The organism is Peterkaempfera bronchialis, from assembly GCF_003258605.2.
Classification (GTDB): Bacteria; Actinomycetota; Actinomycetes; order Streptomycetales; family Streptomycetaceae; genus Peterkaempfera; species Peterkaempfera bronchialis.
This window is the reverse complement of sequence record NZ_CP031264.1, coordinates 3,948,119-3,961,120: the sequence shown is the minus strand read 5'-3', so window position 1 is coordinate 3,961,120 and position 13,002 is coordinate 3,948,119. Positions and strand designations below refer to the sequence as shown.

Here is a 13,002-nt window from a genome sequence, read left to right as displayed (position 1 = left end):
GTGCGACTCTGCGATGCCTACGACTTGTGGGCCGACGCGCACGCCTTCTTCGACTCCGCCGTGCCGCCGGAGTCCGGCGGGCACAACGACCCGCTGGCTGCCAAGACCGCCGTGTGGCAGAAGCGCCTGGCCGACGAGACACCGAACGGCAGTCTGCTGCGGAAGAACGCGCTCTTCGATGCCCTGAGCAGCGACGGAAAGCTGCATCTTCTCCATGTCACCCACGCACTGGAGGAGATCAGCCGACAGGGCGTGCTCTACCCCTCGGGTGGCTGCCTGGTCGGCAGCATCTACTGCGCGCCGCTCATACCGGCTGTCAGGGGCTTCCGTATGCACAATCTGGCCTCCTACGTTCTCACCAAGGAAGCCCCTGCGGTCCTCGCCAAGGTCGGTGTGCCGGGCCGCATCCCCACGCCCCTGATCTTCGAGATCACCACCCCACCCCAGGCGTACCGCGGGCTGGCAGGCGTGGACTACCTACGCCTGGGCTCGATCCACCTGCGGATCTACAGCGACCTCGAATACCTCCTGAGCAAGACCGAGCGACACCACCTCCGCGAGACGGTCGTCGGCCGGGCGAAGAACTCGGCAGCGTTCTTGGCCCTGGCAGCTGCCATCGTCCGCCAGGGCGCCGTCGTGGCCGACGACACATTCCTGCGGCTGCTCGACGAGGCCATCCCCCGACTGCCGATCCTTGGCTACCTCTACTTCGAGGCCCTCTCCGAGTACCTGATGCTCCACTCGACCTCCCCACACACCCAGCAGCTTGCCGACCTCGGGGAGTTCAACAACTGGCTGTACAAGGAGATGCTGTTCGCCTCCTTCCCGGACATGGCCGGCAAGTTCAACCTGGCGAACTTCCGCCCACACCCAGAGCAGCTGGCAACACTCCTCCGGAGAATCGACCCGACCATCGACGCCGACCACGCCCGCACCTACCTGGTCGAGCGGATCAGCTACCTCGTCGCCGCCCGGCTCTTCACCCCGAGGCAGGTGCCGGAAGCCTGGCACCGCACGCGCTGGGAGTTCGACAGCCTCGCCACCCAGCTCGGCCCACTGCTGGGACACCTCATCCACCGGGAACTCCGCAGCTTCGGCCGGTACCCCGACTTCTACTTCTACTTCGACCAGCACAAGGCCCTGCAAGCCTGGAACTACTGGAACCACATGGACATCGTCGTCCCGTTCAACGGCACGATGCCCAAGGGCGAGATCGGCATCAACCCGGCGTATCCCAACCTGGACTACCGCGTCTGGCGTGCCGAGCCCGACGACTTCGGGCACCTCCACCCGATCGAGCAGCTGACACTGAGCATCGCCCCACGCCTGGTTGACATCAAGCACACGCTGATGCGCAACAGCAGCAGCTGACCGCTGCCAACCACCGACCCCGGGCAACCCGGAAGCGAGACCCGATGACTCCGCACGATGAGCAGATAACCGCCCTCCTCACCCAGCTCGACCAGGCTCTCGGATCTCCGGCGACCACTCACGGCCTCGCCCGCACGCTCAGGGCGGCCGTCAAGGAAGTCGAGCTGCACCGCCACCACCGGGCCAGCGTCGCCGACCTGTCCGACGGGGTCCTGAAGCCCAGCCCCACCAAGATCCAGATCGGTGGCGGCGGCCACCGTATCGAGGGCTTCCTCAACATCGACATCGTCCCGCCCGCCGACCTCCTGTGGGACGTACGTGAAGGCATCCCGCTCGCCGACGACAGCACCCAAGAAGTCTTCTCGGAGCACTTCCTGGAGCACATCGACTACCCGCGCTCCGCCAAGCACTATGCACACGAGGCCCACCGCGTGCTCGCACCCGGCGGGCAGCTCATCACCGGCGTCCCCGACGCCGCCTACGTCCTGAGCCAGTACCCGGCGCCGCCGGAACAGGCCACCGAGATGATCGAACGGTGGTACGCCAAGCGGGAGTGCCGCAGCGACATCAACACCTACCTCGACCTCATCAACTACGTCTTCCGCGACCAGGACGACGACCCCACCTACAACCCCCACTACTGGGCGTACGACCACGGGAAGTTGGTCCAGCTCTTCTGCGAGGCGGGCTTCAAGACAGTCGAGCCGTGGACCTTCGACCCGACCATGGCCAACCCGAAGCGGCGGTGGGCCAGCGTCTACGTGATCGCAACGAAGTAGCGCGCGATGACGCCTCCCGGAGGCATGGCCGCCAGGGGGTAGCCCCGCCCTTCCGTTCCGCGTCGCGGGGACCCCGGAGCAAGCCGCGCGGCCACCGGTTCTTCTGCCTCGTCTGGTGCCGTGGCCCCCGCGCCCCCCGGCTGGGCGTCGGGGGGCGCGGGGGAAGGGTGGGTCAGGGGCGGTGGAAGTGGGCGGTGACGACGGCGCGGTTCTTGAGGCCGGCGCCCATCTGGGCCCAGGTCAGGCCCCAGAGGCTGCGGTCGATCTCGACCTCGGTGGAGACGGTGGCCGAGTCGCCGGTGGCGCTGACCTCGGCAAGCAGGGTGAGCGGCTTGGTCCGGCCGTGGACGGTGAGCTCTCCGGTCACCTCGACCTTGCCGGCGGGGGTGGCAACGGCGCCCGTGGCCGTGAAGGTGATCGCCGGGTGTGCCGTGACCTCCAGGAAGTCGGCGTTGCGCAGATGATCGTCACGCTTCTTGTTCCCGGTGTCGATCGAGGCCGCGTCGATCACCAGCGTCCCGCTGAGGCTGCCGTCGGCCCCGACCTCGCCGGCCCCCTCCAGCGCCCGGAACGTGCCCTTCACCGGGAGCACCCACATGGCCTTGGTGTGGAAGGTGATCGAGGTGCGGTCGGGATCGAGGGTCCACGAACCGGCGTAAGTGGACACATCGGTAACCGTCGGGTCGAGCGATGTCATAACTGGCCTCCGCAGGGCGTCCGATTTGCTTTGGTCAGCCTAACAGTTTGGTACACCAAATTATTTGGTTCGACTATGTACCGGTACAATGCCGACGTGAAGGCACGACACCGGCAGAACCCGTCAGCCGCCGAGGACCACGGCGCCGCTGCGGGGTGCACGGTGCACGACGGCCTTGGCAAGCTGGTGCAGCTGCTACCCCGGGTCATGCGGGGGATGCGTCGGCGTCCGGCCGAACCGGTCGTGCTCGACGGGGTGTCGCTCGGCCCGCGCCACAGCTCGGCCCTGTCCCTGCTGCGCGAGCAGGAGGCCACCGTGGGGGCGCTGGCCTCGGCTCTCGACCTCAGCCTGGCCACCGTGAGCGGCCTGGTGGCCGACCTGGAGCGGGTCGGCTTCGCCGAGCGGTCGACCGACCCTGCGGACCGCCGCCGCACCATCGTCCGGATCACCCCCGGCAGCGAGGGCCTCGCCGATGCCTGGCTGGAGGGTGCGACGGCCCCCATCGTGCGGGCGCTCCAGCAGTTGAGCCCCGAGGAGCGCACCGTCTTCATCAAGGCGATGGGCTATCTGGAGGCCGAGCTCAACGGCACCAAGGACCCTCTCCGGTAGCGCTGGTGAGGATGCGTACGGCCGGGCCGCTGCCCGAGGAGGCGGCGGCCCGGCCGGCTGGACGGTCGGTCAGTCGGTCGGTCGGTCGGCGGTGTCAGATCGCCGGGACGTTGACCCAGTAGCGGGTGTCATTGCTGAGGTTGGCGGAGTTGCTGTTGAGCTGGTCGCGGATCCAGTAGACGGCGTTGCGGTAGTTGTTGATGTCGGTGGTGTTGGGGTTGTTCAGGCCGGAGGAGCCGTTGCGGTGGCCGGCGAACCAGGTGTTGGTGCCGTAGTGGTTCTGGCTCTGGTGCAGGCAGGACACATCCGAGCTGAGGTCGCTGTTGAGCGCGGCGCCGTTGTTCCACTGGGAGGCGCTCTGCCCCTGGAAGCGGCTGCACGCGGCGCGCAGCATCATCCAGTTCTGCTTGAAGATGCCGAAGTTGGCGGCGTCCCCGGACTTGTTGTCGCCGTACGCGTAGTTGCTGGTCATGGTGTCGGTCTCCAGCATGGCCACGGCCAGGTCCAGCACATTGCCGCCGGCGTTGCGGACCTGCTGCTTGCGGCTGCCGAGGCCGCTGACCGTGTACGAGCCGCAGCTCATCCCGGAGGGGCAGGTCAGGGTGGAGCCGCCGGACCCGCCGCTGCTGGAGCCGCCGGACCCGCCCGAGCCACCGGTGTCGGCCTTGCCGCCCCGGACCACGCAGGACTGGTTGTTCTCCCAGCCCCAGCCGTCTCCGTCGGGGTCACTGGCGCTGCCGTTGGCGCAGTACGGGTAGCCGTTGGGGGCGTTGGCCGCGTGGGCGGCGGGCGCGGTCACGGTGACCGTGCCGACCAGGGCCAGCGCGGCGGCGCCGGCCAGTGCTGCGAGGCGTTTGATCATGAGGTGTCTCCCTTCCGCACGGATGCGGTCAGCCGATGGAGCAGTTCTGCCCGTTGAGGGTGAAGGCGGTGGGTACGCCGTTGGTGCCCGGCGAGGAGGCGCCGTTGAGGCCGAAGTTCACCGAGCCGGCGGCCGGGATGGTGCCGGTCCAGGCTTCGTTGGTGACGGTCACCTGCTTGCCGCTCTGGGTGGCCTTGGCGTTCCAGATCGAGTTGATGGTCTGGCCGCCGGGGAAGGAGAAGACCAGCTTCCAGCCGTTGATCGCGCTGGTCCCCCGGTTCTTGACGGTGATGTCGGCGTTGAAGCTGGTGCCCCAGTCCGAGAGCTGGTACGACACCGCGCAGCCGGACCCGGCCGGGGGCGTGGTGGGCGGGGTCGTGGGCGGCGTGGTGGGGGAGTGGTGGGGGAGTGGTCGGCGGGGTCGTGGGGGAGTCGTCGGAGGCTTGGTCGGAGGCGTGGTGGGCGGGTTGGTCGGGGGCGTGGTCGGGCCGTCGGTGGGCGGGGTGGTGCCGCTCTTGGCGGCCATCCGGCCCGAGTGGGCGCGGAAGACCGACAGCTCGGGCGCCCCGGCCAGCACCCCGTAGTTGGGATCCACCTGGCGGTCCATGTACCACCAGAAGGCGCTGCCGTCGCCGCCCGCCGCCTCGAAGTCGGTGTAGAGCCCGTTCCACCAGGTCGACCGGTCGACGTTCTGGACGTTGAACTCGCCCATGAAGAACGGCTTGCCGACCACGTCGTGGGAGTCGCTGATCCAGGCCCGGATGAGCTTCTTGGTCTGGTCCAGGGTCAGGTTGGCCCAGGACTCGGTCGGGTACGGGTGGGCGGAGGTGAAGTCGATGTACGGCGACTGCTGGACATAGACGAAGGGGTTGCCCTCGTCACCACCGAAGCCGTACTTGGAGCCATGCCCCTCCAGACCCGCGCCGAGCAGGTGGTTGGGGTCGATGCCCTTGATGTAGGCGCCCATCTCGTCGACCCAGGCGCGCAGCGTGGTGCCGTTGACGTTCTCGGCGGTGCTCTGGTCCTGGTAGCGCGGCTCGTTCATCAGCTCCCAGGCGAAGATGGCCGGGTCGTCCTTGTACTTGATGCCGCTGTAGTGGTTGGTGCGGTTGAGCGCGTAGTTCACGTAGTTCTTGTACGAGGTGAAGCAGCCGGGGCAGCGGCTCTTGTCGAAGAAGGCCGCCCGACCGGGCTGGCCGCCGTTGAGGCCCTCCCACTTCAGGCGGGTGTCGATGCCGCCGTACGCCTCCCAGTAGTTCTCGAAGACCGGGATGAGCTTGATGTTGTGGGCCTTGGCCGACTGGATGATGTAGTCGAACTCGGACCACTCCTGCTCGTTGTAGACCCCCTTGGACTTCTCGAAGCCGTGCCAGTCCTCGTGGCTGAACATCCAGAGCCGCAGCACACTGACCTTGTCGGCCTGGAGGTTGGCGAACTGCGCGTCGATCCTGGTCTTGTCCATGTACTGGGTCTCGGTGTCGCCCGAGCCGCTGCCGTAGGTGAAGACGTCGTAGGTGTTGGCTCCGGCGAAGTAGTACGCCTTGCCGTCCAGGCAGAAGTGGATGCCGCAGCGGTAGGCGAAGCCGCTGGGCACGGCGGCGGAGGCGGAGGTGGACCGGGTGGCGGCCAGTCCTGCCACCGCGAGCAGGACGGCGAGCAGGATCGCCGCGGGTCGGGACCACCGTCTGGTGGGCGTGAGAGCGTGATGTGTCACTCGCTTGTCCTTCTTCGTGGGACAGCTGGGGGAACCCCTGGCGGCCGGGCAGGGCGTGGCGGTGTCCGGTGCGGACGACCGGGGGCGCCTGCGGTCATGGGGGCGATGGAACCCCACAGAGGGTATGACAACGTTGTCAGAGCGGTGAAACCGGCTCACGCGACCCGCGAGATGCCGGAGCGGCCGTCACCGGCCTGTTGCTCCAGGGCGGTGACGATGGAAGCACCGGCCCGATCCGGCGTCAATGGACACGACAGAAAACCCTGCCGTGGCACCGCCCCGGACCCGGGTACGGTCGGCGGTCTTCCGCTGCCCCGGCCCGCCGTGCTGCCCTGGAGGCAAGGCATGGCAAGGCGGGGTAGGCAAGGCGAGGCGTCGGAGGAGAAGGGGGCCATGGCCATGGCCGGATGGATGCGGCCGGGGAGGGGAGCGGGCTCCCCCGGCGGGCGGAGCGGCGTGCGGCTGCCCTCGGAGCGGCAGGGGTGGACCGTGCTCCACGACCGGGCACTCCCCGGCGGCGGCTGAGCCCGGCGGCGGCTGAGCCCGGCGGCGCCGGTTACCCTCCGGTCCATGACCGTTCTGCGCTCCGTCGTCCTCTTCCTGGTGGCCGCCCTGCTGGAGATCGGCGGGGCGTGGATGGTCTGGCAGGGGGTCCGGGAGCATCGCGGGTGGGCCTGGGTCGGGGCCGGGGTGGTGGCGCTGGGGGTGTACGGGTTCGTCGCCACGCTGCAACCGGACGCCAACTTCGGGCGCATCCTCGCCGCGTACGGCGGGGTCTTCGTCGCCGGGTCGCTGGCCTGGGGCGTGGTGGCGGACGGCTATCGGCCGGACCGGGCGGACATCGCCGGGGCGCTGATCTGCCTGGTCGGGGTTGCCGTGATCATGTACGCCCCGCGCGGCCACTGACCCGGATCGACCCGGAGGCATCAAGCGTGCGGCCGGGCCGAGTTGGCGCATACGGCAGCCGCTGGACCGGACCGGCAAAGAGCCCCGCACAGCACTGAGCCGCCGTCAGCCGCCCTAGGAGGGAGACGGATGACGGCGGCTCGGAGAGTGCGGCTGGGGTCAGCCGGCGTTGATGCAGGTGTTGCCGAAGGCCGGGTTGACGGCCGCGATCAGGATGTTGACGGTGTTGCCGCAGAGGTTGACCGGGACGTGCACCGGCACCTGGACGGCGTTGCCGGAGATGACACCCGGCGAGCCGACTGCGGCCCCCTCGGCCCCCGCGCTCGCCATGGCGGAACCCGCACCCGCGGCGATCAGGCCGGCGGCGGCAAGGGAAACGGCGGCCACCTTCTTGGGCGCGTTCATTGGTATCTCCTTGGGTCTTCGGGTGTTCTCGATATGTCCAACCAGAGGCACTGATCGTGCCTTCTGAGCTAACGAGGACCGGTCCCGCAGGGCATGCCCGGGGTCGCGGATTCACCCGCAGGCAGTAATCGGCGCCCATGGAGCGCCCATCCGGGTGATCGCGACCCCGGGAGCCGTTCCCGGCGGCCCGGTCGGTCGTTCTCCAGCCCGAGGTCCTCGATTCACCACCTCGGGAGAAGAGAAGTCATGCGCCACATCATCAGGACGGCATCCGGAAACACCGTCAATCTGCTGAATGCAGCGCTGATCCCGGCCTTCAGGCGTGCCTGCTCCAGTAGTTGACGCGCCCTTGGGTCGGTCTCGCGGGGTGAATCTCCACCCCAGTGGACCGCCTCGACATGCGGGGCAACACGGCGTGTGCCAAAACTTCTCTGGGGACGGTGTGTAATCGTCGGATCACTCCGGCTTGCACCGTGGCGGAACACCACGGTATAGGCCGCCCGAGTGATCGTTGCGAATTGCGCGCATCCCAGGGGTCAGCATTCTCGTTCGCACGTTGCCCGCCGTGGAACCGGTCGGGCAGAAAGACGGAGGAATTCCCACCATGCGCTCTTTCCAGAAGGCTGCCGTCCTCACGGTCGCTGCTTCCGGCATGATCCTGGCCGGCACCGCTTCCGCATCGGCCAGCGGCGAGGCCAAGGGGGCCGCAGTCGGTTCCCCGGGTGTGCTCTCGGGCAACATCGTCCAGGTTCCGATCCACATCCCGATCAACCTCTGCGGCAACACCGTCAATGTCATCGCGCTGCTCAACCCGACGTTCGGCAACGTCTGCGCCAACGTCGGCTGACCCCAGCCACCACACCCCCCGTCCGCTTTCCACTGCGGGCGGTCCCCCCACCTGAATCCAGGAGATTCTCCATGCGCAACATCAAGAAGGCCGTCCTCGTCTCCGCCGCCTCGGTCGGCGTGATCGTGGCCGGTGCCACCGCCGCTGCCGCCCAGGGCGCCGACGCCAAGGCCGCCGCCATCGGCTCCCCCGGCGTCATCTCCGGCAACGCGGTCCAGGTCCCGATCGACATCCCGATCAACCTGTGCGGCAACTCGATCAACGTGGTCGGCATCCTCAACCCGGCGTTCGGCAACACCTGCATCAACGCCTCCGGCCACGAGCGCAACCGCGGCTTCGAGCACATCGAGCGCGAGCGCACCGAGGAGCGCGGCCAGTTCGGCCGTGAGCGCGGTCACGAGCGCGGTCACGAGCGCGGCTACGAGCGTGGCGGCCGCGACCACGGCCGTGGCGGCGAGCACGGCAAGCGCAACGGCGGCGACGACTGCTGATCCAGTCACCCCCGGTACGGCGCTGCCCCTCGGAGCCCGAGAGCCCGAGGGGCAGCGCCGTACCGCAGACCAGTCTCAGGAAGAGGACGACAGCCATGAAGATCCTGTCCCGCGCGGGAGGCCGCGCACTGGCCGCCGCAGGAGCGGCCGTGATCGGGGCGCTGGGCGCGCAGGCACCCGCCTCGGCAGCCGAAGCCCGGCCGGCGAAGCCCGCCCAGGCACCCGAGGCCGCGCTGCGGCCGGTGGACACCGCCGCCGCGTTCGGCACGCTGGGGTCCACGGCAGGCACCGCCCTGCGCCCGGTGACGGACCTGCGGCTGGACCCCTGGGCCAACTCGTCGGCCGACCCGCTCACCAACGGTGTCGCGGTTCAGCCCAAGACGCCGAACGGGCACACCGGCCAGCTGAGCACCCTCCCGCTGACCGCGCCGCTGAGCGGCGGCGGCGGGCTGAAGGACGTGCCCGTGGTCGGACAGGTGGTCGGTCTGCTGCGGCACTGACCCGCCGAGGCCCACACCATGCCGGAGGCCGGCTCCCCCCGAGGGGGAGCCGGCCTCGGCGCGTCATCGGTCACCCCTGCCGGGTCACCCCTGCCGCAGGGCGCGGGCGGCCTCCACGGCCCAGTAGGTGAGGATCTGCTCGGCGCCGGCCCGGTGGATCGAGGTCAGCGTCTCCATCATCAGGCGGTCGCGGTCGATCCAGCCGTTGGCGGCGGCGGCCTCCACCATCGCGTACTCGCCGGAGACCTGGTACGCGGCGACCGGCACCGGGGAGACGTCCGCGACCTGGCGCAGGATGTCCAGGTACGCCATGGCGGGCTTGACCATCACCAGGTCGGCGCCCTCCGCGACGTCCAACTCCAGCTCGCGCAGCGCCTCGCGGGCGTTGGCCGGGTCCTGCTGGTAGGTCTTGCGGTCGCCCCGGAGCGAGGAGCCCACGGCCTCCCGGAACGGCCCGTAGAAGCCGGAGGCGTACTTGGCGGTGTAGGCGAGCACGGCGACGTCCTGGTGGCCCGCCTCGTCCAGCGCCCGCCGGACGACGCCGATCTGGCCGTCCATCATCCCGGAGGGGCCGACCATATGGACCCCGGCGTCGGCCTGGACCACCGCCATCTCGGCGTAGCGCTCCAGGGTGGCGTCGTTGTCCACACTGCCGTCCGCCGCCAGCACCCCGCAGTGGCCGTGGTCGGTGTACTCGTCCAGGCAGAGGTCGGACATGACGACCAGCCGGTCGCCGACCTCGGCGACCACATCGCGGATCGCCTGCTGGAGGATGCCGTCCGGGTTGGTGCCCTCGGAGCCGACGGCGTCCTGCACGGCGGGCACGCCGTAGAGCATCAGGCCGCCGAGGCCGGCCTCGGCCGCCTCCACCGCCGCCTTCCGCAGCGTGTCACGGGTGTGCTGGACCACGCCGGGCATGGAGCCGATCGGCACCGGCTCGCTGATCCCCTCCCGGACGAAGGCGGGCAGGATCAGCTGGGCGGGGTGCAGCCGGGTCTCGGCGACCAGTCGGCGGACCGCCGGGGAGGTGCGCAGCCGACGGGGGCGGTGGAGGGGGAAGCCGGTCATGACGGTATGGATGCCTTTCAGCGAGCCTTCCTGCGGGACCCCGGGCGGCGCTCACTCGGCCGGTACACCTGCTCGCCGGCCTCCAGGGCGGCGTCGCGGCGGGCCGCGCCGAAGTCGGCCAGGGCCTCGGCGAGCGCCGCGGCCGAGGGCGCCGGGGAGAGCACGTCGACCCGGAGGCCGTGCTCCTCGGCGGTCTTGGCGGTGGCGGGGCCGATGCAGGCGATGACGGTGACGTTGTGCGGCTTGCCGGCGATGCCGACCAGGTTCCGCACGGTGGAGGAGGAGGTGAAGAGCACGGCGTCGAAGCCGCCTCCCTTGATCGCCTCCCGGGTCTCGGCCGGCGGCGGCGAGGCGCGCACGGTGCGGTACGCCGTGACGTCGTCCACCTCCCAGCCGAGGTCGATCAGGCCGGCCACCAGGGTCTCGGTGGCGATGTCGGCGCGGGGCAGCAGCACCCGGTCGATCGGGTCGAAGACCGGGTCGTACGGCGGCCAGTCCTCCAGCAGCCCGGCGGCGGACTGCTCGCCGGACGGCATCAGGTCGGGCTTGACGCCGAAGTCGATCAGGGACTGGGCGGTGGTCTCGCCCACGGCGGCGACCTTGATACCGGCGAAGGCGCGGGCGTCCAGCCCGTACTCCTCGAACTTCTCGCGGACCGCGCGCACCGCGTTGACCGAGGTGAAGGCGATCCACTCGTAGCGGCCGGTGACCAGGCCCTTGATCGCCCGCTCCATCTGCTGCGGGGTGCGCGGCGGCTCCACCGCGATGGTGGGGACCTCGTGCGGCACCGCGCCATAGGAGCGCAGCTGGTCGGAGAGCGAAGCGGCCTGCTCCTTGGTGCGGGGCACCAGGACGTTCCAGCCGAAGAGCGGCTTGGTCTCGAACCAGGAGAGCGCGCCGCGCAGCGAGACCTGCTCGCCGACCACGGCTATGACCGGGGTCTGCGGGTCGACCGGTGCGGAGACCGGGGAGGGCAGCACCTTGGCGCTCTTCAGCTCGGCGGCGATGGTGCCCAGCGTGGCGGTGAAGGTGCGCTGCCGGGTGGTGGTGCCGCCGAGGGTGGCGGAGAGGGCGAAGTCGGGCTTGCGGCCGTGGGCCACCAGGGCGGTGGCGGTGGCGGGCAGCTGGCCCAGGGTGGTGCGGACCACCAGGGTGGCGTCGCAGCCGCCCAGGTCGGTCCAGCCCTGCGGCTCCAGGGAGGCGGCGTCCACAAAGCGGACGTCGGCGCCGTGGCGGCCGCGCAGCGGTACGCCGGCGTAGGCGGGGACGCCCACGGACTGGGCGACGCCGGGGACGACCTCGAAGGGGATGCGGTCCTTGGCGCAGGCCAGCATCTCCTCGGCGGCCCGGCCGTCCAGACCGGGGTCGCCGTCCACGGTGCGCACCACGTGCTTGCCCGCCTTGACGGCGGTGGAGACCAGCTTGGCCAGGGCGGCGGCGCCCCAGTCGGCGGTCTCCGGCGTGGAGTCGCCCGGGTCGGCGCCGTCGGCCGATGTCTCGCCGGAGGTGTGCACCTCGACGCCCTCGGGGCAGTGGGTGCGTACCGCGACGGCGGTGAGCGGGTCGGCGACGAGGACGTCGGCCGACGCCAGCACCTCGACCGCACGGAGCGTCAGCAGTCCGGGGTCGCCGGGGCCGGCGCCCAGGAATGTCACCTGCCCGCCCTTGCGGAGGCCGGTTGCGTCGGTGTTGGCGGTGGGGCTCACAGGACTCGCTCCCCCATCAGACCGGCCGCGCCCTCGGCGAGCATCCGGGCGGCGAGGGTGCGGCCGAGGGCCGACGCCTGCTGCTCGAAGGACCCGTCCAGAGAGAGCGGACCGGTGGCGGACATCTGAAGCAGGGTGGTGCCGTCGGGGGTGCCGACCACGCCCTCCAGCCGCAGTTCGGTGGCAGGACCCTGCACGCCGACCCTGGTGGCCAGCGCGCCCACGGGGGCGGAGCAGCCGACTTCCAGGGCGGCGAGCAGGGCTCGCTCCGCGACGACCGCGGCCCGGGTGGGGGCGTGGTCGAGCGCGGCGAGGGCGGCGGCGAGGCGCGTGTCGTGCGCGGCACACTCGACCGCCAGTGCCCCCTGGCCGGGGGCGGGCAGCATCAGGTCGAACCCGAGCAGCTGGGTGGCCTCGCCGAGGCGGCCCAGTCGGCTGAGGCCGGCGGCGGCCAGCACCACGGCGTCGAGTTCGCCGCTGCGGACGTAGCCGATGCGGGTGTCGACATTGCCGCGGATGGGCACCGTCTCGATCGCCAGGCCACGGGCGGCGGCGTACGCGTTGAGCTGGGCCATCCGGCGGGAGGAGCCGGTGCCGATGCGGGCCGGGCGGTCCTCCCCGTGGGCGCTGCACTTCTCGGCGAGCTCGTCGAGGGTGAGGCCGTCGCGGGCGACCAGCGCGTCGCGGACGTCCTCGCGCTCGGGCACGGCGGCGAGCAGCAGGTTCTCCGGCGCTGCGGTGGGCAGGTCCTTGAGGGAGTGCACCGCGAGGTCGATCCGGCCGTCCAGCAGGGCGTCGCGGAGGGCCGAGACGAAGACGCCGGTGCCGCCTATCTGCGACAGGTGCTCGCGGGAGGTGTCGCCGTAGGTGGTGATCTCCACCAGCTCGACGGGGCGCCCGGTGACCTTGGAGACCTGCTCCGCGACCATGCCCGACTGGGCCATCGCCAGTGCGCTGCGGCGGGTGCCGAGCTTGAGCGGCTGCTGCTTCAACTCGCCTGGGGTAGTGCTGAGTTGACCATTCATGACATGATCGTCCCGGTCGTGC

At 70.5% G+C, this 13,002-nt stretch carries 15 protein-coding genes; 8 read left to right on the top strand and 7 right to left on the bottom strand.

The genetic code is table 11. The annotated features are described in order from the left end of the window. Nucleotides 1-1,371 (top strand): hypothetical protein, encoded by a 1,371-nt coding sequence (locus C7M71_RS17605; protein WP_111489451.1) that lies wholly within the window; start codon nucleotides 1-3, stop codon nucleotides 1,369-1,371. Nucleotides 1,372-1,415: 44 nt separating this feature from the next. Next, complete coding sequence (locus tag C7M71_RS17600; RefSeq protein ID WP_111489450.1) at nucleotides 1,416-2,150, top strand: class I SAM-dependent methyltransferase; 735 nt, start codon at nucleotides 1,416-1,418, stop codon at nucleotides 2,148-2,150. Between the two features lie 172 nt (nucleotides 2,151-2,322). On the opposite strand, the gene C7M71_RS17595 is transcribed toward C7M71_RS17600, so the two are convergent. After that, a complete protein-coding gene (locus C7M71_RS17595) occupies nucleotides 2,323-2,817 on the bottom strand; it encodes a YceI family protein (RefSeq protein WP_229758780.1) in 495 nt (164 codons plus the stop codon). 126 nt (nucleotides 2,818-2,943) lie between these two features. Between C7M71_RS17595 and C7M71_RS17590 the strand changes: the two genes are divergently transcribed. Continuing rightward, entirely contained in the window at nucleotides 2,944-3,456 is a 513-nt protein-coding gene (locus C7M71_RS17590) for a MarR family winged helix-turn-helix transcriptional regulator (RefSeq protein WP_162824289.1), read from the top strand. Between the two features lie 94 nt (nucleotides 3,457-3,550). Here the strand turns inward: C7M71_RS17590 and C7M71_RS31880 are convergent, their stop codons facing one another. Both C7M71_RS31880 and C7M71_RS17580 read right to left on the bottom strand, forming a co-directional pair. Beyond that, nucleotides 3,551-4,318, bottom strand: coding sequence for a carbohydrate-binding domain-containing protein (locus C7M71_RS31880; RefSeq protein WP_229758779.1), 768 nt, complete (start codon nucleotides 4,316-4,318; stop codon nucleotides 3,551-3,553). Between the two features lie 28 nt (nucleotides 4,319-4,346). Next, complete coding sequence (locus C7M71_RS17580) at nucleotides 4,347-6,032, bottom strand: cellulose binding domain-containing protein (protein WP_114914415.1); 1,686 nt, start codon at nucleotides 6,030-6,032, stop codon at nucleotides 4,347-4,349. Nucleotides 6,033-6,425: 393 nt separating this feature from the next. Here C7M71_RS17580 and C7M71_RS32675 point away from each other — a divergent pair, with 393 nt between their 5' ends. Further along, nucleotides 6,426-6,557 carry a hypothetical protein gene (locus C7M71_RS32675; protein WP_265737664.1) on the top strand — a complete coding sequence of 44 codons (132 nt, stop codon included), beginning with the start codon at nucleotides 6,426-6,428 and terminating at the stop codon, nucleotides 6,555-6,557. A gap of 45 nt (nucleotides 6,558-6,602) precedes the next feature. Next, on the top strand, nucleotides 6,603-6,938 hold the full coding sequence (locus tag C7M71_RS17570; protein ID WP_111489445.1) for a YnfA family protein: 336 nt from the start codon (nucleotides 6,603-6,605) through the stop codon (nucleotides 6,936-6,938). Between the two features lie 159 nt (nucleotides 6,939-7,097). Here C7M71_RS17570 and C7M71_RS17565 read toward each other — a convergent pair whose 3' ends face one another. Next, complete coding sequence (locus C7M71_RS17565) at nucleotides 7,098-7,343, bottom strand: chaplin (RefSeq protein WP_111489444.1); 246 nt, start codon at nucleotides 7,341-7,343, stop codon at nucleotides 7,098-7,100. Between the two features lie 604 nt (nucleotides 7,344-7,947). Here C7M71_RS17565 and C7M71_RS17560 point away from each other — a divergent pair. The 3 genes from C7M71_RS17560 (at nucleotide 7,948) to C7M71_RS17550 (ending at nucleotide 9,181) form a co-directional block, all read left to right on the top strand. Further along, complete coding sequence (locus C7M71_RS17560) at nucleotides 7,948-8,190, top strand: chaplin (protein ID WP_111489443.1); 243 nt, start codon at nucleotides 7,948-7,950, stop codon at nucleotides 8,188-8,190. 71 nt (nucleotides 8,191-8,261) lie between these two features. Continuing rightward, nucleotides 8,262-8,681 (top strand): chaplin, encoded by a 420-nt coding sequence (locus C7M71_RS32925; RefSeq protein WP_111489442.1) that lies wholly within the window; start codon nucleotides 8,262-8,264, stop codon nucleotides 8,679-8,681. Between the two features lie 95 nt (nucleotides 8,682-8,776). Beyond that, nucleotides 8,777-9,181, top strand: coding sequence for a hypothetical protein (locus C7M71_RS17550; RefSeq protein WP_111489441.1), 405 nt, complete (start codon nucleotides 8,777-8,779; stop codon nucleotides 9,179-9,181). A gap of 84 nt (nucleotides 9,182-9,265) precedes the next feature. On the opposite strand, the gene hemB is transcribed toward C7M71_RS17550, so the two are convergent. The 3 genes from hemB to hemC are packed head-to-tail and all read right to left on the bottom strand — an operon-like array spanning nucleotide 9,266 to nucleotide 12,980. Then, nucleotides 9,266-10,249: a porphobilinogen synthase gene (gene hemB, locus C7M71_RS17545; RefSeq protein WP_111489440.1), complete on the bottom strand. Its 984-nt coding sequence runs from the start codon at nucleotides 10,247-10,249 to the stop codon at nucleotides 9,266-9,268. A gap of 17 nt (nucleotides 10,250-10,266) precedes the next feature. Continuing rightward, nucleotides 10,267-11,955 carry a bifunctional uroporphyrinogen-III C-methyltransferase/uroporphyrinogen-III synthase gene (locus tag C7M71_RS17540; protein ID WP_111489439.1) on the bottom strand — a complete coding sequence of 563 codons (1,689 nt, stop codon included), beginning with the start codon at nucleotides 11,953-11,955 and terminating at the stop codon, nucleotides 10,267-10,269. Continuing rightward, nucleotides 11,952-12,980, bottom strand: coding sequence for a hydroxymethylbilane synthase (gene hemC, locus C7M71_RS17535; protein WP_111489482.1), 1,029 nt, complete (start codon nucleotides 12,978-12,980; stop codon nucleotides 11,952-11,954). The genes C7M71_RS17540 and hemC overlap by 4 nt, the downstream gene beginning before the upstream one ends. Between the last annotated feature and the right edge of the window lie 22 nt (nucleotides 12,981-13,002).

Excerpts from the sequence above, each read along its gene's own strand:
- C7M71_RS17600 (WP_111489450.1), top strand. The coding sequence starts at position 1,416 with ATGACTCCGCACGATGAGCAGATAACCGCCCTCCTCACCCAGCTCGAC.
- C7M71_RS31880 (WP_229758779.1), bottom strand. The coding sequence starts at position 4,318 with ATGATCAAACGCCTCGCAGCACTGGCCGGCGCCGCCGCGCTGGCCCTG.
- C7M71_RS32675 (WP_265737664.1), top strand. The coding sequence starts at position 6,426 with ATGGCCATGGCCGGATGGATGCGGCCGGGGAGGGGAGCGGGCTCCCCC.
- C7M71_RS17570 (WP_111489445.1), top strand. The coding sequence starts at position 6,603 with ATGACCGTTCTGCGCTCCGTCGTCCTCTTCCTGGTGGCCGCCCTGCTG.
- C7M71_RS17565 (WP_111489444.1), bottom strand. The coding sequence starts at position 7,343 with ATGAACGCGCCCAAGAAGGTGGCCGCCGTTTCCCTTGCCGCCGCCGGC.
- C7M71_RS17560 (WP_111489443.1), top strand. The coding sequence starts at position 7,948 with ATGCGCTCTTTCCAGAAGGCTGCCGTCCTCACGGTCGCTGCTTCCGGC.
- C7M71_RS32925 (WP_111489442.1), top strand. The coding sequence starts at position 8,262 with ATGCGCAACATCAAGAAGGCCGTCCTCGTCTCCGCCGCCTCGGTCGGC.
- C7M71_RS17550 (WP_111489441.1), top strand. The coding sequence starts at position 8,777 with ATGAAGATCCTGTCCCGCGCGGGAGGCCGCGCACTGGCCGCCGCAGGA.
- hemB (WP_111489440.1), bottom strand. The coding sequence starts at position 10,249 with ATGACCGGCTTCCCCCTCCACCGCCCCCGTCGGCTGCGCACCTCCCCG.
- hemC (WP_111489482.1), bottom strand. The coding sequence starts at position 12,980 with ATGAATGGTCAACTCAGCACTACCCCAGGCGAGTTGAAGCAGCAGCCG.